The organism is Nocardioides secundeburneus (assembly GCF_039939255.1).
Classification (GTDB): domain Bacteria; phylum Actinomycetota; class Actinomycetes; order Propionibacteriales; family Nocardioidaceae; genus Nocardioides.
In genome coordinates, this window is sequence record NZ_JBDUUE010000002.1 from 271418 (window position 1) to 295035 (window position 23618).

At 73.6% G+C, this 23618-nt stretch carries 25 protein-coding genes; 18 read left to right on the forward strand and 7 right to left on the reverse strand.

What is annotated here, in order from left to right; genetic code table 11:
* The first annotated feature begins 22 nt into the window (after window positions 1–22).
* The 3 genes from ABFT23_RS06240 to ABFT23_RS06250 are packed head-to-tail and all read left to right on the forward strand — an operon-like array spanning window position 23 to window position 1493.
* Entirely contained in the window at window positions 23–832 is an 810-nt protein-coding gene (locus ABFT23_RS06240) for an acyl-CoA thioesterase (protein WP_347893352.1), read from the forward strand.
* 11 nt (window positions 833–843) lie between these two features.
* Complete coding sequence (locus ABFT23_RS06245) at window positions 844–1212, forward strand: (deoxy)nucleoside triphosphate pyrophosphohydrolase (RefSeq protein WP_347893353.1); 369 nt, start codon at window positions 844–846, stop codon at window positions 1210–1212.
* The gene (locus ABFT23_RS06250) at window positions 1209–1493 is read left to right on the forward strand and encodes a hypothetical protein (protein ID WP_347893354.1); all 285 of its coding nucleotides are present in this window, start codon (window positions 1209–1211) and stop codon (window positions 1491–1493) included. The genes ABFT23_RS06245 and ABFT23_RS06250 overlap by 4 nt, the downstream gene beginning before the upstream one ends.
* Window positions 1494–1503: 10 nt before the next feature.
* Here ABFT23_RS06250 and ABFT23_RS06255 read toward each other — a convergent pair whose 3' ends face one another.
* The gene (locus ABFT23_RS06255) at window positions 1504–2559 is read right to left on the reverse strand and encodes a hypothetical protein (RefSeq protein ID WP_347893355.1); all 1056 of its coding nucleotides are present in this window, start codon (window positions 2557–2559) and stop codon (window positions 1504–1506) included.
* 25 nt (window positions 2560–2584) lie between these two features.
* Between ABFT23_RS06255 and mshB the strand changes: the two genes are divergently transcribed.
* From mshB to ABFT23_RS06285, 6 genes are all read left to right on the forward strand, one after another.
* Window positions 2585–3508, forward strand: a complete 924-nt coding sequence (mshB, locus tag ABFT23_RS06260) for an N-acetyl-1-D-myo-inositol-2-amino-2-deoxy-alpha-D-glucopyranoside deacetylase (protein ID WP_347893356.1) — start codon at window positions 2585–2587, stop codon at window positions 3506–3508.
* Window positions 3509–3587: 79 nt separating this feature from the next.
* Window positions 3588–3863 carry a hypothetical protein gene (locus tag ABFT23_RS06265; protein WP_347893357.1) on the forward strand — a complete coding sequence of 92 codons (276 nt, stop codon included), beginning with the start codon at window positions 3588–3590 and terminating at the stop codon, window positions 3861–3863.
* A gap of 9 nt (window positions 3864–3872) precedes the next feature.
* On the forward strand, window positions 3873–5615 hold the full coding sequence (locus ABFT23_RS06270; RefSeq protein WP_347893359.1) for a VanW family protein: 1743 nt from the start codon (window positions 3873–3875) through the stop codon (window positions 5613–5615).
* An 83-nt stretch (window positions 5616–5698) separates the two neighbouring features.
* Window positions 5699–6556 (forward strand): esterase/lipase family protein, encoded by an 858-nt coding sequence (locus ABFT23_RS06275; RefSeq protein WP_347893360.1) that lies wholly within the window; start codon window positions 5699–5701, stop codon window positions 6554–6556.
* A gap of 29 nt (window positions 6557–6585) precedes the next feature.
* A complete protein-coding gene (locus ABFT23_RS06280) occupies window positions 6586–7542 on the forward strand; it encodes a DUF389 domain-containing protein (protein WP_347893362.1) in 957 nt (318 codons plus the stop codon).
* Window positions 7539–8495 carry a cation diffusion facilitator family transporter gene (locus tag ABFT23_RS06285; protein WP_347893364.1) on the forward strand — a complete coding sequence of 319 codons (957 nt, stop codon included), beginning with the start codon at window positions 7539–7541 and terminating at the stop codon, window positions 8493–8495. Before ABFT23_RS06280 ends, ABFT23_RS06285 begins: the two co-directional genes overlap by 4 nt.
* A gap of 9 nt (window positions 8496–8504) precedes the next feature.
* On the opposite strand, the gene ABFT23_RS06290 is transcribed toward ABFT23_RS06285, so the two are convergent.
* Complete coding sequence (locus tag ABFT23_RS06290; RefSeq protein WP_347893366.1) at window positions 8505–9371, reverse strand: GNAT family N-acetyltransferase; 867 nt, start codon at window positions 9369–9371, stop codon at window positions 8505–8507.
* Between the two features lie 128 nt (window positions 9372–9499).
* On the opposite strand from ABFT23_RS06290, the gene fdxA reads away from it, so the two are divergent.
* The 5 genes from fdxA to ABFT23_RS06315 are packed head-to-tail and all read left to right on the forward strand — an operon-like array spanning window position 9500 to window position 13500.
* Complete coding sequence (fdxA, locus tag ABFT23_RS06295; protein ID WP_347893368.1) at window positions 9500–9826, forward strand: ferredoxin; 327 nt, start codon at window positions 9500–9502, stop codon at window positions 9824–9826.
* A gap of 50 nt (window positions 9827–9876) precedes the next feature.
* Complete coding sequence (gene dapC / locus ABFT23_RS06300) at window positions 9877–10950, forward strand: succinyldiaminopimelate transaminase (protein ID WP_347894025.1); 1074 nt, start codon at window positions 9877–9879, stop codon at window positions 10948–10950.
* Complete coding sequence (locus ABFT23_RS06305; RefSeq protein WP_347893370.1) at window positions 10947–11792, forward strand: hypothetical protein; 846 nt, start codon at window positions 10947–10949, stop codon at window positions 11790–11792. Before dapC ends, ABFT23_RS06305 begins: the two co-directional genes overlap by 4 nt.
* The gene (locus ABFT23_RS06310) at window positions 11789–12607 is read left to right on the forward strand and encodes a prephenate dehydratase (protein WP_347893372.1); all 819 of its coding nucleotides are present in this window, start codon (window positions 11789–11791) and stop codon (window positions 12605–12607) included. The genes ABFT23_RS06305 and ABFT23_RS06310 overlap by 4 nt, the downstream gene beginning before the upstream one ends.
* An 8-nt stretch (window positions 12608–12615) precedes the next feature.
* A complete protein-coding gene (locus ABFT23_RS06315; RefSeq protein WP_347893374.1) occupies window positions 12616–13500 on the forward strand; it encodes a prephenate dehydrogenase in 885 nt (294 codons plus the stop codon).
* A gap of 29 nt (window positions 13501–13529) precedes the next feature.
* Here the strand turns inward: ABFT23_RS06315 and ABFT23_RS06320 are convergent, their stop codons facing one another.
* Window positions 13530–14495, reverse strand: coding sequence for a hypothetical protein (locus tag ABFT23_RS06320; protein ID WP_347893376.1), 966 nt, complete (start codon window positions 14493–14495; stop codon window positions 13530–13532).
* A gap of 233 nt (window positions 14496–14728) precedes the next feature.
* Window positions 14729–15691 (reverse strand): 2,3,4,5-tetrahydropyridine-2,6-dicarboxylate N-succinyltransferase, encoded by a 963-nt coding sequence (dapD, locus tag ABFT23_RS06325; RefSeq protein WP_347893378.1) that lies wholly within the window; start codon window positions 15689–15691, stop codon window positions 14729–14731.
* Window positions 15692–15775: 84 nt separating this feature from the next.
* Here dapD and ABFT23_RS06330 point away from each other — a divergent pair, with 84 nt between their 5' ends.
* Entirely contained in the window at window positions 15776–16756 is a 981-nt protein-coding gene (locus ABFT23_RS06330) for a hypothetical protein (protein ID WP_347893380.1), read from the forward strand.
* 58 nt (window positions 16757–16814) lie between these two features.
* On the opposite strand, the gene ABFT23_RS06335 is transcribed toward ABFT23_RS06330, so the two are convergent.
* Window positions 16815–17321, reverse strand: a complete 507-nt coding sequence (locus ABFT23_RS06335; protein WP_347893382.1) for a DinB family protein — start codon at window positions 17319–17321, stop codon at window positions 16815–16817.
* Between the two features lie 74 nt (window positions 17322–17395).
* Between ABFT23_RS06335 and ABFT23_RS06340 the strand changes: the two genes are divergently transcribed.
* Window positions 17396–18547, forward strand: a complete 1152-nt coding sequence (locus ABFT23_RS06340; protein WP_347893384.1) for a hypothetical protein — start codon at window positions 17396–17398, stop codon at window positions 18545–18547.
* A 30-nt stretch (window positions 18548–18577) separates the two neighbouring features.
* Entirely contained in the window at window positions 18578–18931 is a 354-nt protein-coding gene (locus ABFT23_RS06345) for a DNA polymerase ligase N-terminal domain-containing protein (protein ID WP_347893385.1), read from the forward strand.
* 48 nt (window positions 18932–18979) lie between these two features.
* Here the strand turns inward: ABFT23_RS06345 and ABFT23_RS06350 are convergent, their stop codons facing one another.
* Entirely contained in the window at window positions 18980–19603 is a 624-nt protein-coding gene (locus tag ABFT23_RS06350) for a PepSY domain-containing protein (protein WP_347893387.1), read from the reverse strand.
* 335 nt (window positions 19604–19938) lie between these two features.
* On the opposite strand from ABFT23_RS06350, the gene ileS reads away from it, so the two are divergent.
* Complete coding sequence (ileS, locus tag ABFT23_RS06355) at window positions 19939–23199, forward strand: isoleucine--tRNA ligase (RefSeq protein WP_347893389.1); 3261 nt, start codon at window positions 19939–19941, stop codon at window positions 23197–23199.
* 4 nt (window positions 23200–23203) lie between these two features.
* Here the strand turns inward: ileS and ABFT23_RS06360 are convergent, their stop codons facing one another.
* Window positions 23204–23599 (reverse strand): hypothetical protein, encoded by a 396-nt coding sequence (locus tag ABFT23_RS06360; protein WP_347893391.1) that lies wholly within the window; start codon window positions 23597–23599, stop codon window positions 23204–23206.
* Between the last annotated feature and the right edge of the window lie 19 nt (window positions 23600–23618).

Sequence of the window (23618 nt, forward strand, 5' to 3'; positions counted from 1 at the left end):
CCCGACTCAGTACCCTCCGAGCGTGACCTCAGTCTTCGACGCCGCCACCACCGTCGTGCCCGACGGGGCGGGCCGCTACCGCGCCGACCTCGGCGCCGGCTGGTCGATCGGCGGCGGGCTCAACGGCGGCTACCTGCTGGCCACGATCGCGCGGGCGGTCGGCGCGGCGGTGCCGGGCAAGCCCGACCCGCTCGCGGTGAGCGCCACCTACCTCTCGGCGTCGAGGCCCGGGCCGGCCGAGGTCGACGTGCGGGTGCTGCGCGACGGCGGGTCGGTGGCGACGGCGTCGGCCGAGCTGCGCCAGGGCGACGACGTCCGCATCGCCGCGCTGGCCTCGTTCGGCGACCTCGCGGGCGCCGACGCCGAGGGCGGGTTCCGCACCTCGGCGCTCGCGCCCGACCTGCCGCCGCTCGAGCAGTGCGTGTCCAACAAGGCGGCGCCGGTCGACCTCGAGACCGCCACCCTGCTGTCGCGATTCGACATGCGCTTCCACCCCGACGACGTCGGCTGGGCGGTCGGGCGGCCCGACGGCTCGGGCCGCCTGCGCGCCTGGTTCCGGCTCGAGGACGACCGCGAGCCCGACGTCTACGCGCTCCTGCTCGTGCTCGACGCGCTCCCGCCCGTGAGCTTCACCCACGGCGCCATGGGCTGGGCCCCCACCATCGAGCTCACCGCGCACCTGCGCGCCCGCCCCGCGCCGGGCTGGCTGCGCGTCGTCCACGCGAGCCGGACGACGTCGGCCGGACTGTTCGAGGAGGACTGCGAGGTCTGGGACGCGGCCGGCCGGCTCGTCGCGCAGTCGCGCCAGCTCGCCCGGTGGCCGCGCCCGTGAGACGAGCGGTGGTGGGCGCGGCGATCGTGCGCGAGGGCCGGCTGCTCGCCTGCCGCCGGACGACGCCACCCGCGGCGGCCGGCCGGTGGGAGCTGCCGGGCGGCAAGGTCGAGGACGGCGAGACGCCCGACGAGGCGCTCGTGCGCGAGGTCGGCGAGGAGCTCGGGGTCGTCGTCCGGGTCGAGGCCTGGCTCGACGGCGTCGCGCCGATCGCCGAGACCCACGAGCTGCGCGTCGCGCGCTGCTCGGTCGAGGTCTTCGCGCCCTACCCGACCGAGCACGACCGGCTGCGCTGGGTCGGCGCGGCCGACCTCGACGACGTCGACTGGCTCGAGCCCGACCGGCCCTTCCTCGAGGCGCTGCGGGCGGTGCTCACGTGAGCGGGCGCGGCGTCTTCTTCGACGAGGACGACGCCCGCGCGGTCGTCGCGGCGCTCGCGGCGCAGGGCTTCGGGGCGCACCTCGAGCGCGACCGCCTCGCCGGCGAGGACGACGACGAGGACCATCCCTGGGCGGTCACGACCGACGCCCCCGACGTCGTGCTCGAGCTGCTCGTCGACGAGCACGACGGCTGGTTCGACGCCGACGAGCCCGGCCCGGCCCTGCCGCCGCTGGTGCTGCCGATGCAGCCGAAGCGGATCAAGCGTCCCGACGGCGGCTGATGACGGGCGCTCAGCAGACGAACGGGCCGTCGCCGTTGAGCGCGAGCAGCCGGCCCCCGCCCGCCCGCTCGAGCTCGAGGACGCCCTGCAGCACCGAGCCGTCGCGCTCGAGCTCGACCGAGCCGATGTCGGAGAACGGGGCACCGGTGCCGATCATCACCCCCTCGTCGAGGTAGGCCCGCCGGGCCTCGAGGTCGGCCTCGGCGGCGTCGTCGTCGGCGTGCTGGAGCCGCACGAGCTCCTCGACGCCGTCGCCGTCGGCCTCGGCGGTGGCCAGGTAGGCGGTGGCGACCGGCGCGACGAGCTCGTCGACCTGCTCGGCCAGGGCCCTGGCCTGGTCGGGGGTGAGCTGACGGCCGATCGCGCCGCCGACGCCGGTGCAGCGCGCCGGGATGCCGAGGATGGCCAGCTCGACGTCGTCGGTGTCGCCGAGCAGGGTCTCGACGGTGCCCGAGCCGGCGAGCGAGTCCTGGTCGCCGTCGACGGTCGAGAGCACCTCCGGCCCGCCGGGGCCGGTGACGAGCAGGTCGCGGTCGGGGTCGAGGTAGACGTCGAGGAAGGTCGGCGGGTAGCCGCCCGTGCCCTCGGTCGGCAGCCCGCTCAGGTGGCGCCGTCCGGCGACCTCGTCCTCGGTGCGCCCGGTCTCCGCGAGGTCGTCGCCGACCTGGTCGAGGTCGACGTCGGCGTCGAGGCGGTAGGCCGAGAACGGCAGCCCGCCGGGCGCCGTGCCGGACACGCCCCACACGACGTCGCGCTCGTCGAACGCGGCGCCGCCGTCAGACATCACCCGCAGGTAGCTGGCCAGCTCGGTGCCGCCCACGGCGTCGCCGCCGATCGCCGAGCTGTAGTCGTCGGGCTCGGCGTCGGTGATGCCGAGCCGCTCGGCCACGGCACTGCGGTCGACGACCTGCACGGTCTCGCTGGTCGCGGGGACGACGGCGAGCGCGTCGGCGAGGTGGCCGCCACCGGCCCCGCCACCGGTGCGGGCGTCGTCGGGCTCGTCGTCGCTGCAGGCGGCCAGGGGCAGCAGCACGAGGACGGACACGGACGCGACGGCGAGCCTCATGCGGCTCATCATTACTCTCGGGACCATGAGTGAAACGCCCGACCTGCGGCTGCTGCTGGTGCACGCGCACCCCGACGACGAGTCGATCGGCCAGGGCGCCACCATGGCCAAGTACGTCGCGGAGGGTCGCGGCGTCACCCTCGTCACCTGCACCGCCGGCGAGATGGGCGAGGTGCTGGTGCCCGAGCTCGAGCACCTCGCCAACGACAAGGACGGCGGGCTCGGCGAGCACCGTCGCGGCGAGCTGGCCGCGGCGATGGCCGAGCTCGGCGTCACCGACCACCGCTTCCTCGGCGGGTTCGGGCGCTACCACGACTCCGGCATGGCCTGGCACGCCGACGGCCACGCCGTCATCGGCGAGTCGGTGCCCGAGAACGCGTTCTGGCTGGCCGACCTCACCGAGGCCGCCGACCACCTCGTCGCGATCATCCGCGAGGTACGACCGCAGGTGCTGGTCACCTACGACCAGTTCGGCGGCTACGGGCACCCCGACCACATCCAGGCCCACCGGGTCGCCACCTACGCCGCCGCTCTGGCCGAGGTGCCGTCGTACCGACCCGACCTGGGCGAGTCGTGGGAGATCGCGAAGGTCTACTGGGGTGCGATGTCCGAGTCGCGCATGCGCGAGGGCCTGCGGGCGATGCGCGACGCCGGCGACACGACGTCGTTCGAGGGCATGGACCCCGACGGGCCCCTGCCGCCGTTCGTCACCGCCGACGAGAACCTGGCCGCCGCCGTCGACGCCACCGCCCACGTCGAGAAGAAGATGGCCGCGCTGGCCGCACACGCCACGCAGATCACCACCGACGGGCCGTTCTTCGCGTTGTCCAACAACGTCGGGGCCACGGCGTGGGGCGTCGAGTACTTCCGCATCGCCAAGGGCGCGCGCGGTCCGGCCGGGCCCGACGGGCTCGAGACCGACCTGTTCGCCGGACTGCCGGGAGCCTGACCTGGCCGCCGGTCGGCCGCTGCGGGTCGCGCGGACCGTCGCGATCGTCGCGCTCGGTGTCGCCGTCGGCACCGCGTCGGTGCTCACCCACGGTCGTCCGGTCGGGCTCGCGCTCGGGCTCGTCGCGACGACGCTCGGGGCCTACGCACTGCCCGGCGGGTGGAGCCTGCGGTTCGCGTTCACGACGTCCTGGGTGGCCGTGCTGGGCGTCGCGCTGCTGCCGCGCTCGGGCGGCGGCTACCTGGTCGCGGCCGACCTCGCCGGCTACACGCTGCTCGGCTACGGGCTCGTGCTGCTGATCGCCGGGATCGTCACGGTGAGACCTCTGCGTCCGCCGCCACCGCGGGCTCCTTAGGATGACCGGGTGAACGACGAGCGCAAGGAACGTGCCGGTGGACGGCTCGTGACCGTGGTGGTCGTCGTGCTCGCCCTCCTCGTGGGTGGCGGCTACGCGGCGGCCTACGGCGTCGCCGGCGACAAGCTGGCCCGTGGCACCACCATCGGCGGCGTCGACGTCGGCGGCAAGACGCCGGCCGACGCCGAGGCCGCCCTGCGCGACGGCCTCGACCTCGCCGACACCGTCGAGGTCTCCGTCGACGGCAGCACCGCGGAGGTCGACGCCGCCGAGGCCGGCCTCAGCGTCGACTACCCGGCGTCGGTCGAGGCGGCGGGCCGTGAGAAGTCGCTGCACCCGGGCGAGCTGTGGGACTACTTCGCCGGGGGCGAGGACGCCGAGCCCGTCGTCGCCGTCGACGACGCCGCGCTCGAGCGCACCGTCGACCGGCTCGCCGGCGACCTCGGCACCGAGCCGGTCGACGGCACGATCACCTTCGTCGACGGCCGTCCCGAGGTCAGCGAGCCCGAGCCCGGCCGCGGCATCGACGCCGAGACCGCCGCCGACGCCCTCGTGGCCGCCTACCTCTCCGGCGAGCGGGCCAGGCTCGAGATCACCGAGCTCGAGCCCGACATCGACGCCGACGACGTCCAGCAGGCGCTCGACGACGTCGCCACCCCGGCCGTGTCCGGACCGGTCACCCTCAAGGTCGGCTCGGCCCAGCTGCGACTCGCGCCCGAGCAGTACGCCCCGGCCCTGTCGTTCGAGGCGCGCGACGGGGCGCTGGCGCTCGTCGTCGACGCCGCGAAGCTGCAGCCCGCCGTCGACGCCGCCACCGCCGGCAAGGGCGAGCCCGTCGACGCGCGCATCGAGCTGCGCGACGGCAAGCCCCGGGTGGTCAAGGCCAAGCCCGGCGTGACGTTCGCCCCCGACGACCTCGCCGCCGCCATGCTCGACGTCGTCGTGAAGCCCGACGGCCAGCGCACGGCCGAGATCCAGGGCACCGTGCAGCAGCCGGAGTTCACCACCGCCGACGCGCGCGCCCTCGGCGTCAAGCGCCAGGTCTCGAGCTTCACCACGTACTTCCCCTACGCCACCTACCGCAACGTCAACATCGGCCGCGCCGCCGAGATCGTCGACGGCACGCTGCTCAAGCCCGGTGAGGTCTTCTCGCTCAACGGCATCGTCGGCGAGCGCACGGTCGAGAACGGCTTCACCACCGGCACCATCATCAGCAACGGCATCTTCGTCGAGGACCTCGGCGGCGGCGTCTCCCAGATGGCGACCACCACGTTCAACGCGATGTTCTACGCCGGTCTCGAGGACATCGAGCACAAGCCGCACTCGGTCTACATCGACCGCTACCCGGTCGGCCGCGAGGCCACCGTCGCCTGGCCCACGGTCGACCTCCGCTTCCGCAACGACACCGAGTACGGCGTGCTGATCAGCGCGAAGCTGACGCCGTCGACCCCGTCGTCACAGGGCGAGCTCACGGTCTCGATGTACTCCACCAAGATCTGGGACATCACCGAGGTGACCTCCGACCGCTACGCCTACGTCTCGCCCGGCACCCGCACGCTCGACACCACCAACTGCGTGCCCAACACCGGCTACTCCGGCTTCCAGGTCGACGTCACCCGCATCTTCAAGCGCCCCGGATCCGACGAGGTCGTCAAGCGCGAGAAGTTCCACACCGACTACATCGCCTCCGACACCGTCATCTGCCGTCCGCCGGGATCGCTGTCCAACCCGCCGGGCGGCGGCGGGAACTGACCCTGGTCGAGGGCGATCGGGGCTGAGCGCGTCCCGGACCGCACCCTCGACCGATCCGCTACTCGCCAGTAAGGTCCTGTGGCATGCGCCACACTCTCGGATCCCTGCTGGTTGTTGTCCTGCTCGCGACGGGCCTCGCCGCCGCCGTCCCCGGTGCCGCGGCCGCCGCCGCCCCGGTCACGGCCGCACCGACCCTGCCGACGTCGCCGTTCGGTGACCCGCCGGGCGCCAACGACTTCTCCTGCAAGCCGACGGCGGCCCGGCCGTCGCCGGTCATCCTCGTGCACGGCACGGGCGGCGACCGGCGCAGCCTGCTCGAGCGGCTCTCGCGCAGCGTCAAGGACGCCGGGTTCTGCGTCTTCTCCCTCGACTACGGCAACCGCGGGCTGAACGACATCGCGGCCTCGGCCGCCGAGCTGAAGACCTTCGTCGACCGGGTGCGCGCGGCCACCGGCGCGGCCAAGGTCTCGTTCGTCGGGCACAGCCAGGGCGGCATGATGCCGCGCTACTACATCAAGTTCCTCGGCGGCGCCGCCGTCGTCGACGACCTGGTCGGGCTGGCGCCGTCGAACCACGGCACGGCGATCACCGCCGGCGAGCTCAACCCGATCTCGCTGCTCGTCGGCTGGGCCTGCCCGGCGTGCGTGCATCAGGGCACCGGCTCGGCGTTCCTGCGCCACCTCAACGCCGGCGACGAGACCCCGGGCGACGTCAGCTACACCTCGGTCACCACGCGCTACGACGAGGTCGTCGTCCCGCACACCTCCGGCTACCTCGCGGCCGGACCCAACACCACCAACGTGACGCTGCAGGCGCAGTGCCCGTTCGAGCCGACCGAGCACCTGTTCATCCCGGTCTCCACGCCGGCCATCTCGATCACCCTCGACGCGCTCACCCGGCCCGGGCCGGCGCGCGCGTCGTTCCAGCCGCGCTGCCTGTGAGGTGAGGCGGGCGGGCATAGCCTGCCTACGTGCTCGCCCACTTCCGGCTGACGGTCCCCGCCGACCAGTCCGCCGCCGTCCAGGCGCTGCTCCTCGGGCACGACCACGTCACCAACGTGACCGTGCAGGAGGGCGCCGTCCTCAAGCCGCCCGGCGACCTGCTCGAGGCCGACGTCGCCCGTGAGTCGTCGGGCCTGCTGATGAACGAGCTGCACGACCTCGGGGTGCACCGCACCGGGGGCATCGTGATCAGCACGCCGACCGGCACGCCCTTCGTCCTGGCCGACGAGCTCGAGGTCCGCGCCCCGGGGCACCCCGACGACGCCGTCATCTGGGACGCCGTCGAGGACACCGCCGAGGCCGGCGCCGTGCCGACGCTGTCGTACCACCTGTTCCTGGTGATCGCCGTGGCGCTCGCCGCCATCGCCGTCGTCACCGACTCGGCGGTCCTGGTCGTCGGCGCCATGGTCGTCGGCCCCGAGTTCGGTCCGATCACCGCGATCAGCGCCGGCATCGTGCTCGGGCGGCCCGGGCTGCTCTGGCGCAGCACCCGCCTCGTGGTCCTGTCCTTCGTGTTCGCCGTGCTCGCCGTCACCGTGCTGGCCCTGGTCGGCGTGCTGCTCGGCCTCGTCGACCACGACCTGGTCACGCGGCCACGGCCCAACACCGGCTTCATCTACCACCCCGACCACTGGTCGTTCGTCGTCGGCGTGCTGGCCGGTGCGGCCGGCGCCCTGGCCGTCGCGCTGCAACGGGCCTCGACGATGGTCGGGGTGTTCATCTCCGTCACGACGGTGCCGGCGCTCGGCAACCTCGCCCTGGGCCTCGCCGTGCTCGAACCCGACGAGGTCGTGGGCTCGCTGCAGCAGCTGGGCCTAAACATCGCCGGCATGGTGCTGGCGGGCGTGCTCGTGCTGCTTCTCGTCCGGACGGCGTGGCCGTGGCTCGCGGCGCGCACCGAGCGGATCTTCGGGGTGGTCACGTGAGCGGGACCGACGACCCCGGCCAGCAGCAGGGCTCCGTCGTCACCGTCGTCGTCGCCCTGGTCGCCAACGGCCTGCTCGCGGCGGCCAAGTCGGTGGCCGCGGCCCTCACCGGGTCGGCCGCGATGCTGGCCGAGGCGGCGCACTCGTGGGCCGACACGGGCAACGAGGTGTTCCTGCTCGTCGCCGAACGACGCGGCAGCCGGCCCCGCGACGACCAGCACCCGCGCGGCTACGGCCGCGCCACCTACACGTGGTCGCTGGTGGCGGCGTTCGGGCTCTTCTCGGCCGGGGCCGGCGTCTCCATCTGGACCGGCGTCACCGACCTGCTCGACCCGGTCGAGGAGGAGGTCTCGTTCACGATCAACTACGTCGTGCTCGGCGTCGCGCTCCTGCTCGAGGGCACCTCGTTCGTGCAGGCCGCCACCCAGGTGCGCGGTCGCGCGCTGCGGTTCGGGCTGCGCCCCTGGCGCTACGTCACCCGGACCTCCGACCCGACCCTGCGCGCGGTGTTCTTCGAGGACTCCTCCGCCCTGCTCGGCATCGTGCTGGCCGCGGCCGGCATCGCCCTGCACCAGCTCACCGGCGACGCCGTGTGGGACGCGCTCGCCTCGATCGCCATCGGCCTGCTGCTCGCGGCCGTCGCGATCTTCCTGATGCGCCGCAACATGGAGTACCTCGTCGGCGAGGTCGGCGACCCGGCGCTGCGCGAGCGGGTGCTGACCGGGCTGCTCGAGCACCCCGAGGTCGACCGCGTCACCTACGTGCACCTCGAGTACGTCGGTCCGCAGCGGGTCTTCGTGGTCGCCGCCGTCGATCTCGTCGGCGACGACACCGAGGACCACCTGGCGCTGCGCTTCCGGCGCGTCGAGGCCGACCTCGAGCAGGCCGTCTACATCGAGGACGCCGTCCTCACGCTCGCGCCACCGGACGACGAGGGCCTCGTGCCGCGCTGAGCGCCGCCCTCAGCGCACGGTCGCCGGCACCAGGTAGCGGTAGCGGTGGTGCGTGCGGAACCCGAGCCGGTCGTAGAGCGCGAGCGCGGGCGCGTTGTCGGCGAGCACCTGCAGGTAGGCCGTCGTCGCGCCGCGCTCGGCGCCCCAGCCGACCAGTGCGGACATCACCCGCAGCGCCAGGCCCTGGCGCCGGTGGGCGGGGGAGACCTCGAGCGAGCGGAAGCCCACCCAGTCCTGGTCGTGGGCCGCGACGCCGGACGCCGCCTCGCCGACCCGCGCCACCCCGAGGCCGTCGTCCTCGGTCACCTCGACCTCACCGTCGTCGACGCCGCGGAGCGCCCGGGCGACCTGGGCGGTGCCCGCGACCTGGAAGAGCGTGTCGGCCTCGTGCGACTCGGGCACCCAGCCGAGGCCGGTCAGGCGCGCGTCCTCTGGCGAGCCAGCGAGCACGGCCGCGACCGGACGCCGGTAGTGCGCGACGACCCGCTCGACGTCGTCGTCGACGCCCGACGGTCCGAACGCCAGCACCGAGTTCGCGCGGCGGGCGGTGGCCGTGGCGGAGTCGCGCAGCACCCACGCGCCGACCTCGCCCGTCACCAGGTCGGGGAAGAGGGCGAAGCCGCGCAGCTGCGCCGTCCGCGCCGGCACCCGGTCGCGCGCCGAGGGGCGCGGCGGCACCGGCTTGCCGGACACGACGTCGTCGAGCGGGATGGTCACCGGCACGCCGGTCTCGGGCCGGACGACGACGACGCCGTCGCCGAACGCCTCGCACATGCCGAGCAGGTCGGTCATCGCCGGACCGCCGCTCGGGCCCGTCTCGCCGCGCACCAGACGACGGACGACGACCCGCACCCCGACGACGTGAGGTCCCAGCATGTGGTGGGGTTCGTGCGCGTCCGACACCCTCGGGATACTAGGCTGGTCGCTGCCGACGGGCGCTCTCGCCCCGGGCCGCCCGCACCACCGTCTGCCCCACCCTCACCGCGTCACCCAGGAGGATCCCGATGACCTACGTTGTGGCACAGCCGTGCGTCGACCTCAAGGACCGGGCATGCGTCGACGAGTGTCCTGTCGACTGCATCTACGAGGGCAAGCGCATGCTCTACATCCACCCCGACGAGTGCGTCGACTGCGGTGCCTGCGAGCCGGTCTGCCCGGTCGAGGCGATCTTCTACGAGGACGACACGCCGGAGGAGTGGAAGGAGTACTACACGGCCAACGTGGAGTTCTTCTCCGAGCTCGGCTCGCCCGGTGGCGCCGCCAAGATGGGCGAGATCGACCACGACCACCCGTTCGTCGCTGCGCTCGAGCCGCAGGAGCACGACCACTGACGGTCGCCGCCGCCCCGGGTCAGCCGGGGTGGCACGCCGGGGTCGCCGCGCTGCGCCAACGGGCGCGCGCGGCCATGGCCGGTACCGGTGACGTCGTCGACCTGTCGGTCGGCGCCCCGGTCGACCCCACCCCCGAGGTCGTCGGACGCGCGCTCGCCGAGGCCGCCGACTGGCCCGGCTACCCGCTGACGGTCGGCCGACCGGGCGTGCGCGAGACCTACCTGGCCTGGCTCGAGCGACTCCACGGGGTCGTCGGCCTCGCCGCCGAGCAGGCGCTGCCCACCGTCGGCAGCAAGGAGCTCATCGGCAGCCTGCCGCTGCTCGGGCTCGACCCCGACCGCTCCGGGCCCGTCGCGATCCCGGGCCTGGCCTACCCGACCTACGCCGTCGGCGCCGCCCTGGCCGGTCGCGACGTCCTCCGCGTCGACTCGCTCGAGGACCTCCGGGACCACGCCCGCTCGGCGTCCGGCCCGCCCGCGCTGCTGTGGGTCAACTCGCCGAGCAACCCGACGGGCCGGGTGCTGCCGCGCGCCACCCTGGCCGCCCTGGTCGCCGAGTGCCGGGCGCTCGGCACGCTGCTGGTCTCCGACGAGTGCTACCTCGACCTCGGCTGGGAGGCCGAGGCGGTGAGCGTGCTGCACCCCGAGGTGAGCGGCGGCTCGAGCGAGGGGCTGCTCGCCGTGCACTCGCTGAGCAAGCGGTCGAACCTGGCCGGCTACCGCATCGGCTTCGTGGCCGGCGACGCCGCCCTGGTCGCCCGGCTGACCGCCGTCCGCCGCGACCTCGGGCTGATGCTGCCCGGCCCGCAGCAGGCCGCCGCTGTCGCCGCGCTCGACGACGAGATCCACGTCGCCGAGCAGCGCGCCCGCTACGGCACCCGCCGCGACGCCCTGCGCGCGGCCGTCACCGCTGCCGGGTTCCGCATCGACCACAGCGAGGCCGGCCTCTACCTGTGGCTCACCCGCGACGAGCCGAGCCACGAGACGGCCGGCTGGTTCGCCGACCGCGGCATCGTCGTCGTCGACGGCGCCTCCTACGGGCCGACCGGTGGGCAGCACGTGCGTCTCGCGCTCACCACCACCGACGACGCGGTGGCCACGGTGGCTGCGAGACTGGCGGCATGACGCTCCTGCCGCTGACCCGCTCGCTCGCCCACCCGAGCACCGACCCGCCGACGCTGGTCGCGCGCGTGCGCGAGGCGCTCGGCTGGAGCGGCAGCGACTTCCTCGTCGGGCTCGAGGGCTACGACGAGCTGATGGCGACCATCGACGTCGCCCACGACGTCGAGGCGCTCGTGCGCATCGGCGACCCGACCTCGCCGCCGCTGCGGCTGCTCCGCGGCCTCAACTCCCTGGCCCCCGAGCTGCGGCTCAGCAGCGTCACCTCGCTGCCCTCGCCGTGGCGCTGGACCCGGCTCGGCGGCAGCACCGCCGACGCCCAGGGCGTCGCGCTGCGGCAGCAGACCTACTCCGACGTGCTCGAGGCGATGCGCCGCGCCGGCGTCGGCTTCCGGGTGCTGCCCGACGACGCCACCACCGACGAGCTGCTCGCCGCCGGCGAGGAGGTCGGCTCGGCCGTCGTCGACGTCGACGAGCTGCGGCCCGACGACGTGCTCATCGTCGGCTTCCTCGAGCAGCTGCGTCCGCTCACCTTCGGCCTGCTCACCCGGGCCCCGCTCGAGCACGCCGCCGTCGACGCCGCGTGGCTCTCGATGCGTCCCGAGCGCGAGACCGCGGGCACGCTCATGGTCGCCCTCGAGCAGGTCAGCGCGCTCGGCATCGACCTCGACTTCCTGCACAGCGACCCGTTGGGCGCCGGCCACCACGACTTCCACATCGGCTTCCGCGCCGACGCCGCCCGGGTGACCGCGCTGCAGGAGGCCCTGTCCGCGGTCGGCTTCGGCAGCCGCGTGCTGGCCGCGTTCGAGCAGGTCGAGCCGGTCGAGCCGGTCGAGCCGGCCCGGTGAAGGTCACCTACCTCGGGCCGTCGGGCACCTTCACCCACCAGGCGGTCGTGGCGCTGCGGCCCGACGCCGAGGCCGTCGAGGCGATCGACCAGGCCGAGGCCCTGACCGCGGTCGAGACCGGCGCGGCGGCGTACGCCGTCGTGCCCATCGACAACTCGGTCAACGGCGTCGTCGTCCCGACCCTCGACGCGCTGCTGCAGCGGCCGTCGCTGTCGATCGTCGACAGCGTCGTGCTGCCGATCTCCTTCGAGGCCTACACGCGCGACCCGTCGGTGCCCGCGCTCGTCGTCGTCTCGCACCCGCACGCGCTCGCGCAGTGCCGCGCCTGGATCGAGGCGCAGGGCCTCGGCGTCCGCGAGGCGCCGTCGACGGCGGCCGCCTGCCGCGACCTCGGCCCTGGCGAGATCGGCCTCGGACCGGCCATCTGCGGCTCGCTCTACGACCTGCACACCGTGGCCTCCGCCGTCGAGGACAACGTCTCGGCCCTCACCCAGTTCGCGCTCGTCTCGGCCAGCCGGCTCCCGGTGCGGGCCGACGGCGACGACGGCCTGCTCGTCAGCCTGCTGCCCGACGCCAACGTGGCCGGCATCCTGCGACGCATGCTCGGCGTGCTCGAGCAGCGCGGCGTCAACATGACCAACCTCGTCACCCGCCCGGTCCCGGCCACCCCGGGCATCTTCACGTTCCTGCTCTTCCTCTCGGGCACCTTCACCGCCGACGACTTCGAGGCCATGCGGGCCGAGTGGGCCGAGCTCGGCACCACCGCGCGGGCCCTCGGGAGGATCTCGCCGCTGCACGAGCTGGCCGCGCGATGACACCCCCGGTGACGTTCTCGCGGGTCGCCGTCGTGGGCGCCGGTCTCATCGGCGGCTCCGTCGTCCGGCGGCTCGCGGCGCTCGGTGTCGAGACCGCCGTCGTCGACCCGGGGGTCTCACCGACCCGCTCGGTGCCGGTCGAGGCCGACCTCGTGGTGGTCGCCGTCCCGCTCGACGCGATGCCGTCGGTGCTCGCCGACGTGGCCGTGCAGGCACCGGACGCCGTCGTGGTCGACGTCGGCAGCGTCAAGGGCACCGTGGCGGAGGCGGCGTCGTCCGCAGGGCTCGACGGCCGCTACGTCGGCGCGCACCCGATGGCCGGCACCGAGCACAGCGGCTTCGAGCACTCCTCGGCCGACCTGCTCGTCGGCGCGACGTGGGCCGTGACCCGCGGGCCCGGACCGGTGGCGCCCGTCGTCGCCTGGCTGACCGAGGTGTTCGAGGCGAGCGTCGTGGTGCTCGACGCAGACGCCCACGACCGCGCCGTCGCCCACGTGAGCCACCTGCCCCACGTGCTCGCCAACGCCCTGCTCGAGCTGGCCGAGGGCGCCGGGGACCGGGCTGCCGCCCTGCTCGCCGCCGGCTCGTTCCGCGACGGCACCCGGGTCGCTGGTCGCGACGCGCTGCGCACGCGCAACATGCTCACCGACAACGCCGCCGCGCTCGCGCCGATGCTCGACGACGCGATCGAGCTGCTGCTGGCCTACCGGCACGAGCTGACCGAGCCCGACCGGCTCGCCGAGCACCTCGGACGGGTGGCCGACGGCGCCGCCGTCGTCCGGCAGCCGGAACTTCGCTGGACACCGTGTCCGGACCTCGATGCCGCGCTGGTCGGTACCGGACCGGTCGTCGTCAGACGGACCGGCGACGGCCTCGAGACCGCACCGGCATAGTTCACGACTGTCGTTGTCGAGGCGTCCTGCTAGCGGTGGACGTCGACGTGCACGTGGTCGCGGTGCTCGAGGACGGCGCGGTCGCCGGCGCGGTCGGGGGCGTCGTAGTCGCGCCACGCGTCGTCGCGTCCGGCCACCCAGATGCGGCCGTCGAAGATGATCGTGCGGATCTGGAGCCGGCTGGCGTTGGCGACGAGGTAGTGGGCGGTGGCCCAGCCGCGGTCGGTGTTCTCCTCGCTGATCGGGCGGAAGAAGACGTCGATCGCCCGCCCGTCGTAGTGCGCCGAGCCGGGGATGTGGCCGGTCGAGACGCCCTCGGGCGAGAACCCGCCGAGGGGCTGGTCGCCGAACGCGCGCTGCAGGTCGCGGCGGACGGCGTCGGCGCGCCCGGTGAGCCCGCGGTCGGTGAGGGCCGGGTCGGCCTCGTCGGGCTCGTCGCGCAGGTCGCAGGCGAAGGCGGCGCCGGTCTGGCCCGACAGGGCCGAGGCGAGCACGCGGGCGTCGTCCTCGTGGTCGGCGTAGGCGCGCGGGTACGCCGAGCGCTGCACGGTCTGGGCGGCGTCGGTGATCTCCATCGAGCCGTAGTCGGGCACCCTTACGAGGGCGTCGTAGAAGGCGTTGGTCGCGTAGAGCGCGTCCTGCACCTCCTCCTCGGTGCCCCACCCCTGCGACGGACGCTGCTGGAACAGCCCGAGCGAGTCGCGGTCGCCGTAGGTCACGTTGACGAGGTCGGACTCCTGGTAGGCCGTCGCGAGCGCGATCGACACCGCGCGCGGCGGCAGGCCACGGCGCTCGGCCACCGCCGCGATCAGCGCGGCGTTCTCGGCCTGCTCGAGGCTCACCTCGACCGTGCGCTCGGCGACCGACGCCGTGCAGCGGTCGCTGCCACCACCGAGGAAGGGCAGGTCGAGCGATCGGGCGACGACCACGACCAGGCTGCCGGCCACCACGAGCGCGGCCAGCGAGACCACGACCGGTACGACGCCCCTCCTCATGCAGCGAGTGTGCCGGTCAGGTGGCTGAGAGATTCTCAGGTGCCCGGGCGCCGCTCAAGCAGGCCGACAGAGCGCTATCTCGACGGCACCACGAGCCGACGACAACTGCCGCGAAGCGGAGCGGGCCGCGCGCTGGCGTCTGACCGACGAGCGAATCGGGGGCGACGCGCAGCGAGCCCCCGAGCGAGCGAGGAGAGAAGACGGCAGCTGGGCGCGGCTCGCGCAGCGAGCCATCAATTACTGTGCAGGGCCTCGTTGAGCGCGATGCCGTCGCCCTTCCACGGCACGGCCTCGATCGCGCCGGAGACCGAGTTGCGGCGGAAGAGCACGTTGTCGTGGCCCGAGAGCTCGACGGCCTTGATCACGGCGGGCTTGTCGTCGCGGTCGCGCACGGTGACCTTGGTGCCGGCGGTGACGTAGCAGCCGGCCTCGACGACGCAGTCGTCGCCGAGCGAGATGCCGATGCCGGCGTTGGCGCCGATCAGGCAGCGCTCGCCGACCGAGATGACCTGGGTGCCGCCGCCCGACAGGGTGCCCATGATGGAGGCGCCGCCGCCGACGTCGGAGCCGTTGCCGACGACGACGCCGGCGGAGATGCGGCCCTCGACCATCGAGGCGCCCAGGGTGCCGGCGTTGAAGTTGACGAACCCCTCGTGCATGACGGTCGTGCCCTCGGCCAGGTGGGCGCCGAGGCGCACCCGGTCGGCGTCGCCGATGCGCACCCCGGACGGCACGACGTAGTCGACCATGCGCGGGAACTTGTCGACGCCGTAGACGCTCACGTGGGCGCCGGAGGCGCGGAGGCGGGCGCGGGTGAGCTCGAACCCGGCGACGGCGCACGGTCCGGCGGAGGTCCACACGACGTTGGCGAGCAGCCCGAACTGGCCCTCGAGCGAGAGCCCGTGCGGGGCGACGAGGCGGTGGGAGAGCAGGTGCAGGCGCAGCCAGACGTCGTCGGTCGTCGTCGGCGCGGCGTCGAGGTCGGCGATCTCGACGAGGCGCACCTCACGGGTCACGCGCCGGACGTCGTCGGGGACGGCGAGGGCGTCGAGGCCCTCGGGCACGGGGCCGGCGTCGGCGTCGGCGCCCAGGCGCGGCGCGGGGAACCAGGCGTCGAGGACGACGCCGTCGGCGTCGAGCGTCACGAGGGCGTGCCCGGCGGCGCCGGCGGGGCGATCAGGTGCGGACTGCGTCACGGCGTCCACCCTAGGAGGTGGCGCCGCCGGAATTCGTCCGGGGCGGCGGGTTTCGATCCGGCCCCGCCACGGCAGGATGCGCCCATGCCTCGTCCCTCCCGCCTCCTCGCCCTCACGACGGCGATCGCCCTGTCGTTCACCGCTGTTCCCGGCACCGCCTCCGCCCAGCCGGCCACCGCCGGCTCGGAGTCGGCCGCCTCGTCGGCCGCCTCGTCGGCCACCTCCCTCCGCGCGGCCCGGTCGGCCGATCTCACCGCGGGCCACCAGCGCGTGGCCCCGTCGTCCACGACCAGCCTCTCGGTGCCGCTCGGCGCCGGCGCCTCGGCCCGCACGCTCGCCCCGGCGCCCGAGCGCAAGCGGACGAAGCGGTGGCCGGTCCGCCTGCGAGGCGCCGTCGCCACGGCCCACTACGGGACCCCGTCCGGCGAGGCCCAGTTCCAGATCGCCAGTGCCCAGATCAGGATCGACCGCGGCACCAACAACCTCTACGTCGATGCCGCGCTCCGCGCCACGCCGACCACCCCCGTCTACCTCGTCGCCGGCTTCGGTCGGGTGCAGAACGGGTTCTGCGCGTCCCCGGCCGGCGCCAACCTCAAGCTCCGCACCACCGACTACGCGAACGGCAACCGCATCCGCGTCTTCGGCGCGCGCCCGCAGGCGACCGCGCTCGGCTGGAACTGCGTCATCGCGGTCACCCTGCAGACCGAGACCTCGTACTACGACGTCGTCCAGGCCGCCCGCATCAACAACGTGCGCCAGAAGCCGTCGTTCGGCGTCGTGGTGCGGCGTGCGAGCCTCACCTCGGCCCGCTACAAGAAGGTCCGCTACTCGATCAGCAACAGCCGGCAGACCATCGCCACCGCGCCCAACGTGCGCCTGAAGGTGAAGACCCGCGGGCCGGTCGCCGTCCGCTACAAGAAGAAGCTCGGCTCGCTCAAGCCCGGCCAGCGCAAGAACCGGTCGATCCAGGTGCGCCTGACCGGTCGCGGCAACGGCAAGATCATCTACATCTTCTCCTCACGCGACTACAAGGTCCGCCTGGTCACCAAGGTCCGCTCACGCTGACCCCCGACGCAGCACCCGCCACGAGGGCGTCCGGCTCGGCCGGGCGCCCTCGGGCGCCTCACAGCCCGGTGCGCCCGTCGAGGCACTCGCGCAGCAGGTCGGCATGACCGCAGTGGCGCGCGTACTCCTCGATGAGGTGCACCAGCACCTCGCGCAGCTCGAGGTCGCCGTCGGGGTGGTCACCGAGCACGTCGAGCGACTCCGCGGACGCCACCCATTCCTCGGCGTGCGCGACCTCGGTGCGCCACGTCGTCCAGGCCTCCTCGACGACGGCCGGGTCGGCCACGGCGCCGTCGAAGTCGGCGTCGGGGTGCTCGTCCTTGCCCCACATCTTCGGCCGGTCGAGACGACGCTCCATCACCCGGTGGCACCACGAGTACTCGACGGCGGCGAGGTGGCGCAGCAGCCCGAGCAGCGACATCGACGACGGCGGCACGGCGCGGGTGGCGAGCTGCTCGGCGTCGAGGCCCTCGAGCTGGCGCTCGAAGGTCGTGCGGAAGTGCTGCAGGTAGTCGAGCAGGACGGCGCGCTCGCCGCGCAACGGCTCGGGATCGGTGACGTGCATGCCGCCATGCTCCCGCCTCGAGCATCGCCGGCACCATCGGGAACCTTGGTCCGACCCCGGTCGTCGTACCGGCCGTGAAGAGGTTCCTGGTCGCCCCCCTCGTCGTGGCGCTCGCCGCCGTCACCCTCGCCGTGCTGCCCGGGTCGCCGGCCGCCGCCGCACTGATCGACGCGCGCGTCGGCGCCCTGACCTTCCGACCCGACGCGCCGGGCACCGGGGCCCGTCGCCTCGCGAGCGCCTCCGTGCGCCAGGACCTGTACCTCGACCGCGTCAGTGGCACGTTCGTGCTCGACGCCGAGCCGGTCGCCGGGACGACGTCGTACCTCCGGGTCACGTTCGGCCACCTCGACGCCGGCCGGTCCTGCCAGGGCGACCTCGAGCTGCGCACCGACACGACGTCGCCGTCGAACGGGTTCACCCGCAGCGGGCGCACGCTGCGGCTCGTCGCCACCGAGCGCCGTTTCGGCTACCAGGACTGGGACTGTGCGTTCGCCGTCCTCGACCTCGACACGAACGGCGACGCCTCCGACGGCTCGGTGCGCTCGGTGCTCATCGGCGAGCTGACCGACGTCCCCGCCCGTCCGGTGCTCGCCGTCACCGGGGTCCAGCTCCTCGACGCGCGCGCGCTCCGCCTGGTGCGCGGCGTGTGGACGACGATCGAGGTCACCGTCGCCAACCGCGGCCGGGCCGACGCCGCGCGGGTCGTGCTGCGCGGCAGCGGACGGGGCGTCCAGGTGCGACCCACGCCGGTCGGGGTCGTGCGCGACGACGACGACACCACCGTCCAGGTCCGGGTGCGCCTGACCGGCAAGCGTGCGACGACGTTGAGGCTGACGGCGTCCGGCGGGGGCGCCACGGCGTCGCGCAGCGTGCGCGTCGCCCGCGCGAAGGCGCCGGCCCGACCGCGCCCGGGCACCTACCGCAGCGCCGACGGCGACACCACGTTCTCGGTGTCGGGCGGCAAGATCCGCGGCTTCCGGGTGCGGACGACGACGCGGTGCGGCGGCTACCCGGACATCCCCACCACGACCTACAACACCTACAGCTTCCGCACGGTCGGCGTGCCGCGCAACGGCATCGTGGTGGCGAAGGAGAAGGGCCGCCTCTACACCGCGCGGCTCCAGCTGCGCATCGCCGGCGGCAAGGTCACGCAGGGCCGGTTCTCCTACGCCGGCCCGGCCGCGTGCTTCGCCGTCGAGCGCTTCACCGCCTCGCGCCGTCGTTGAGCAGCGGGTCGGTGCGGCACGATGAGTCGGGTGGCTGACCCGGTCTTCGTGCTGCACGACCACCGCCGTCCGCGACCGCACGTCGACCTGCGGCTCGAGGAGGACGGCGTGCTGCGGTCGTGGGCGGTGCCGAAGGGGCTGCCGACCGACAGCCGGCACGACCGGCTCGCCGTCGCGGTCGCCGACCACGACCTCGACCACGCCACCTACACCGACGAGCACAAGACGATCGCCGACCACGGCACGTGGACGCTGGTCGACCGCACCGAGCGGCGCTTCGTCTTCGACCTCCACGGCCAGGACGGCGTGCGCCGCTACGCGCTGGTCGACACCGGTCGAGACTGGCTGCTGCACCTGCTGAAGCAGCAGCCGTCGGTCGGGTGATCTCGAGGCTCGGCCGCAGGCGGCCTCGCACCTCGATCAGCGAGCTGCTCAGTCGTCGCGCTCGACGCGCAGCACGTCGCCGGTGGCGGCGTCGATCGTGACCTCGTGCTGGTCGGCCGTGTCGTCGTAGCCGAGCTGGACCTGCCACGTCGCGCGGGCGTCGTCGAGGTCGAGCTCGACGCTGTCGACCGGTGAGCCGGGCACCTCGGCCCGGGCGAGGCCGACGGCGGCGACGAGGTCGACGCGGGTCTCGGCGAGCAGCGTGTCCCGCTCGGCCCGGTCGTCGGCGTCGTCGTCGCGGTCGTCGACCGGGCCGCGCTCGACGGTCGTGCCGTCGAGGCTGACGAGCAGGTCGCGCTCGGGGGCGTCGGCGCTGGTCACGACGGTGACGTCCCAGCCGCCGCTCTCGCGGTCGATGGCGACCACGGTGCCGTCGAGCTCGGCGAGCGCCGTGCGGGCGGCCGCGAGCACGGTGTCGTCGTCCGGCGCTGCGGAGGTGGTGGGCGAGGTGGTCGTCGCCTGGGCGGGCTCGGAGGAGGCGACCTCGGCGGCCGCCGGGGCGGTGTCGGTGCGCGCCCCGGTGTCGCCGTCGTCGCTGCCGCAGGCCACGAGGGCGAGGGCGAGCGGGGCGCCGGCGAGCACGAGGGCGGCGGTGCGGGTGCGGACGTTCACGAGGATCTCCAGTCTGCTGCGGACAGCGTTCGACGATGACGCCGTCAGCGTGCGACGAGCCGGCACAAGGCCGGGCGAACCGAGCCTCAAGGGCAGGCAAAGAACCCGTTTAGCAGTTGGGCCCGGCGGTCCCTATCCTGGTGGGGCACAGGCGCCTGAGCCGTCATCAGCGGCGAGCCTCCCGGAAGAACGGGTCCCGCACGCCAGCGGGCACCTCACTAGAACCGGACCCAACGAAGCGGTCGCCGTCCTCGACGGCGGCAAGCGAGGTGGTACCGCGGCCCCCGTCGTCCTCGTGAGTTCCCCGAGTCGTACGACCCCAGCAGGAGCCCCGGATGGCCTACCCCAAGAACGACCCCGACCGCCGCGTGCCCTCGAGCCCGCGCTTCCCGGAGATCGAGGAGCGCATCCTCGACTTCTGGCGCACCGACGGCACCTTCCAGGCCTCGATCGACGCGCGCGACGCCGGGGCCGACGGCGCCAACGAGTTCGTCTTCTACGACGGCCCGCCGTTCGCCAACGGGCTGCCGCACTACGGCCACCTGCTCACCGGCTACGTCAAGGACGTCGTCCCGCGCTACCAGACCATGCGGGGCAAGAAGGTCGAGCGGCGCTTCGGCTGGGACACCCACGGCCTGCCCGCCGAGCTCGAGGCGATGCGCCTCAACGGCATCAAGACCACCGACGAGATCGTCGAGATGGGCATCGCGGAGTTCAACGAGGCGTGCCGGCAGTCGGTGATGAAGTACACCGGCGAGTGGCGCGACTACGTGACCCGCCAGGCCCGCTGGGTCGACTTCGACAACGACTACCGCACCATGAACGCCGACTACATGGAGTCGGTGATCTGGGCGTTCAAGCAGCTCTACGACAAGGGCTGGGTCTACGAGGGCTTCCGTGTGCTGCCCTACTGCTGGAACGACGAGACGCCGCTGTCGAACCACGAGCTGCGCATGGACGACGACGTCTACCAGAACCGTCAGGACCCCGCCGTCACCGTCGGCCTGCGCCTGACCAGCGGCCCGGCCGAGGGCGCGCTGGCCCTGGTCTGGACGACGACCCCGTGGACCCTGCCGTCGAACCTGGCCATCATGGTCGGCTCCGAGATCGACTACGTCGTCGTCGAGGCGCCGGTGCCGGGCACGGAGTCCACCGCCCGCTACCTCATCGCCGAGGCCCGGCTGGCGGCCTACGCGCGCGAGCTCGGCGACGCACCGGAGGTCGTGGCGCGCTTCACCGGCGCCGACCTCGTCGACAGCACCTACGAGCCGCCGTTCACCTACTACGCCGGGCGCGAGCGCGCCTTCCGCGTCGTGGCCGCCGACGAGGCCGTCACCACCACCGACGGTGTCGGCCTCGTGCACACCGCCGGCGCCTTCGGTGAGGTCGACAAGGAGGTGACCGACCGCGAGGGCATCGAGGCGGTCATGCCGGTCGGCAAGGACGGCCGCTTCACCCACCCGGTCGGCGACTACGAGGGCCAGCTGGTCTTCGACGCCAACCTGCAGATCATCGACGACCTCAAGGCCGCCACCCGCGGCGAGGCCGCGGCGTCGGTGACGCCGGGCACCGTGCTGCTGCGCCGCGAGACCTACGACCACTCCTACCCGCACTGCTGGCGGTGCCGCGAGCCCCTGATCTACAAGGGGGTCTCGTCGTGGTTCGTCGAGGTGACGGCGTTCAAGGACCGCATGCTCGAGCTCAACCAGCAGATCAACTGGGTGCCCGACCACATCCAGGACGGCCAGTTCGGCAAGTGGCTCGAGAACGCCCGCGACTGGTCGATCACCCGCAACCGCTTCTGGGGCAGCCCGGTGCCGGTGTGGGTGAGCGACGACGCCGCCTACCCGCGCGTCGACGTCTACGGCTCGTTCGCCGAGATCGAGCGCGACTTCGGGCGCCTGCCGCGCAACAAGGACGGCGAGCCCGACCTGCACCGTCCGTTCGTCGACGAGCTGACCCGGCCCAACCCCGACGACCCGCGGCCCGAGGGGGAGCGGTCGACGATGCGCCGCGTCTCCGACGTCCTCGACGTCTGGTTCGACTCGGGCTCGATGAGCTACGCCCAGGTGCACTACCCGTTCGAGAACAAGGACTGGTTCGACGGCACCGCCGAGGCCAAGGGCCACTTCCCGGCCGACTTCATCGTCGAGTACATCGGCCAGACGCGCGGCTGGTTCTACACGCTGCACATCCTGGCCTCCGGCATCTTCGACAAGCCGGCCTTCAGCAACTGCATCAGCCACGGCATCGTGCTCGGCTCCGACGGCAACAAGATGTCGAAGTCGCTGCGCAACTACCCCGACGTCAGCGAGGTCTTCGACCGCGACGGCGCCGACGCCATGCGCTGGTTCCTGATGTCGAGCCCGATCCTGCGCGGCGGCAACCTCGTCGTCACCGAGCAGGGCATCCGCGACTCGGTGCGCCAGGTGATGATCCCGCTGTGGAACAGCTGGTACTTCCAGCAGCTCTACGCCAACGCCGCCGGGGTCGAGGTGGGCGGGTCGACCGACTCCGACCACCCGCTCGACCGCTACGTGCTGGCCAAGTGCCGCCAGTTCGTCGAGGCGGCCACGACGGCCTTCGACGCCTACGCCGTCGCCGACGCCTGCGACGCCACGCGCTCGTTCCTCGACGTGCTGACCAACTGGTACATCCGCCGCTCGCGCGACCGGTTCTTCGGCGAGGACGCCGCCGCCTTCGGCACGCTCCACACCGTGCTCGAGACGGTCTGCCGGGTCACGGCGCCGCTGCTGCCGCTGACCACCGAGGAGGTCTGGCAGGGCCTGACCGGCGGGCGGTCGGTGCACCTGACCGACTGGCCGAGCGTCTCCGAGCTGCCCGAGGACGACGCGCTGGTGGCGTCGATGGACCTCGTGCGCGAGGTCTGCTCGGCCACCTCGGCCCTGCGCAAGGCGGCCTCGCTGCGCAACCGGCTCCCGCTGGCGGCGCTCACCGTGGTCGTCGCCGACCCGGCGTCCCTGCAGGGCTTTGAGTCGATCGTCGCCGACGAGGTCAACGTCAAGGCCGTGCACCTCGTCGCCGCCGACAGCGACGACGCGGCCGCCTACGGCGTCGAGCAGAAGCTCACCGTCAACGCCCGTGCCGCAGGCCCGCGCCTCGGCCGCGAGGTCCAGGTCGCCATCAAGGGCTCGAAGTCGGGGGACTGGTCGGTCGCCGACGACGGCACCGTCACCGCCGGCGGCCTCGCGCTCGTCGAGGGCGAGTACACCCTCGAGACGGTGGCCGGGTCGTCCGACTCCGACACCGCCGTCGGCGTGCTCCCGGGGGGCGGGTTCGTCGTCCTCGACACCGCGGTCACGCCCGAGCTGGCCGCCGAGGGTCTCGCCCGCGACCTGGTGCGCGCCGTCCAGCAGGCCCGTCGCGACGCCGGCCTCGACGTGTCCGACCGCATCGCGCTCGTGGTGACCGGCAGCCAGGCCGTCGCCGACGCCGTCCGTGACCACGAGGCCCTGATCACCGGGGAGACCCTGGCGACGTCGTACGAGATGGTCGTCGGCACCGCGGGCCCCTCCGAGGCGTCCGCGACCGTGGGCGACGGCGAGCCGGTGATCGTGGAGGTCTCCCGGGCCTGACTCCTCAGCCGCTGCTGGTGACGACCTCGGTCTCCGAGACGCGGTCGTCGTCGACGAAGAAGCGCAGCTCGTCGGCGTCGCCGGGGTCGTCGTCGGGGTCGAAGACGTAGATCAGCACGCGGGTGCCGTCGGACTCGTACTCGTCGCCGTCGGGGGTGCCGAACAGCTCGGTCACCTCCGACGACGTCAGGCCGTCGAGGCGACCGCACGCCCCGAGGTCGGTCGAGACGGTGTACTTGTCGCCGAGGTCGAGCGCCTGCCACTCGCCGGGCTCGGGCAGGGTCACCGTGTCGCAGTCGAGCGGCTCGTCGTTCCAGATGACGAGGTTCAGCACGACGAACCCGACGACCAGCGCGACCATGCCGGCAGCGAAGACGCCGAGGGCGATGAGGACTCGCATGACGTCCTCCTACCCGTGC

What these genes read in the sequence shown, in the direction of transcription:
- ABFT23_RS06255 (WP_347893355.1), bottom strand. Translation starts at nt 2,559, where the DNA reads ATGAGGCTCGCCGTCGCGTCCGTGTCCGTCCTCGTGCTGCTGCCCCTG.
- mshB (WP_347893356.1), top strand. Translation starts at nt 2,585, where the DNA reads ATGAGTGAAACGCCCGACCTGCGGCTGCTGCTGGTGCACGCGCACCCC.
- ABFT23_RS06275 (WP_347893360.1), top strand. Translation starts at nt 5,699, where the DNA reads ATGCGCCACACTCTCGGATCCCTGCTGGTTGTTGTCCTGCTCGCGACG.
- ABFT23_RS06290 (WP_347893366.1), bottom strand. Translation starts at nt 9,371, where the DNA reads ATGCTGGGACCTCACGTCGTCGGGGTGCGGGTCGTCGTCCGTCGTCTG.
- fdxA (WP_347893368.1), top strand. Translation starts at nt 9,500, where the DNA reads ATGACCTACGTTGTGGCACAGCCGTGCGTCGACCTCAAGGACCGGGCA.
- ABFT23_RS06305 (WP_347893370.1), top strand. Translation starts at nt 10,947, where the DNA reads ATGACGCTCCTGCCGCTGACCCGCTCGCTCGCCCACCCGAGCACCGAC.
- ABFT23_RS06320 (WP_347893376.1), bottom strand. Translation starts at nt 14,495, where the DNA reads ATGAGGAGGGGCGTCGTACCGGTCGTGGTCTCGCTGGCCGCGCTCGTG.
- ABFT23_RS06330 (WP_347893380.1), top strand. Translation starts at nt 15,776, where the DNA reads ATGCCTCGTCCCTCCCGCCTCCTCGCCCTCACGACGGCGATCGCCCTG.
- ABFT23_RS06335 (WP_347893382.1), bottom strand. Translation starts at nt 17,321, where the DNA reads ATGCACGTCACCGATCCCGAGCCGTTGCGCGGCGAGCGCGCCGTCCTG.
- ileS (WP_347893389.1), top strand. Translation starts at nt 19,939, where the DNA reads ATGGCCTACCCCAAGAACGACCCCGACCGCCGCGTGCCCTCGAGCCCG.
- ABFT23_RS06360 (WP_347893391.1), bottom strand. Translation starts at nt 23,599, where the DNA reads ATGCGAGTCCTCATCGCCCTCGGCGTCTTCGCTGCCGGCATGGTCGCG.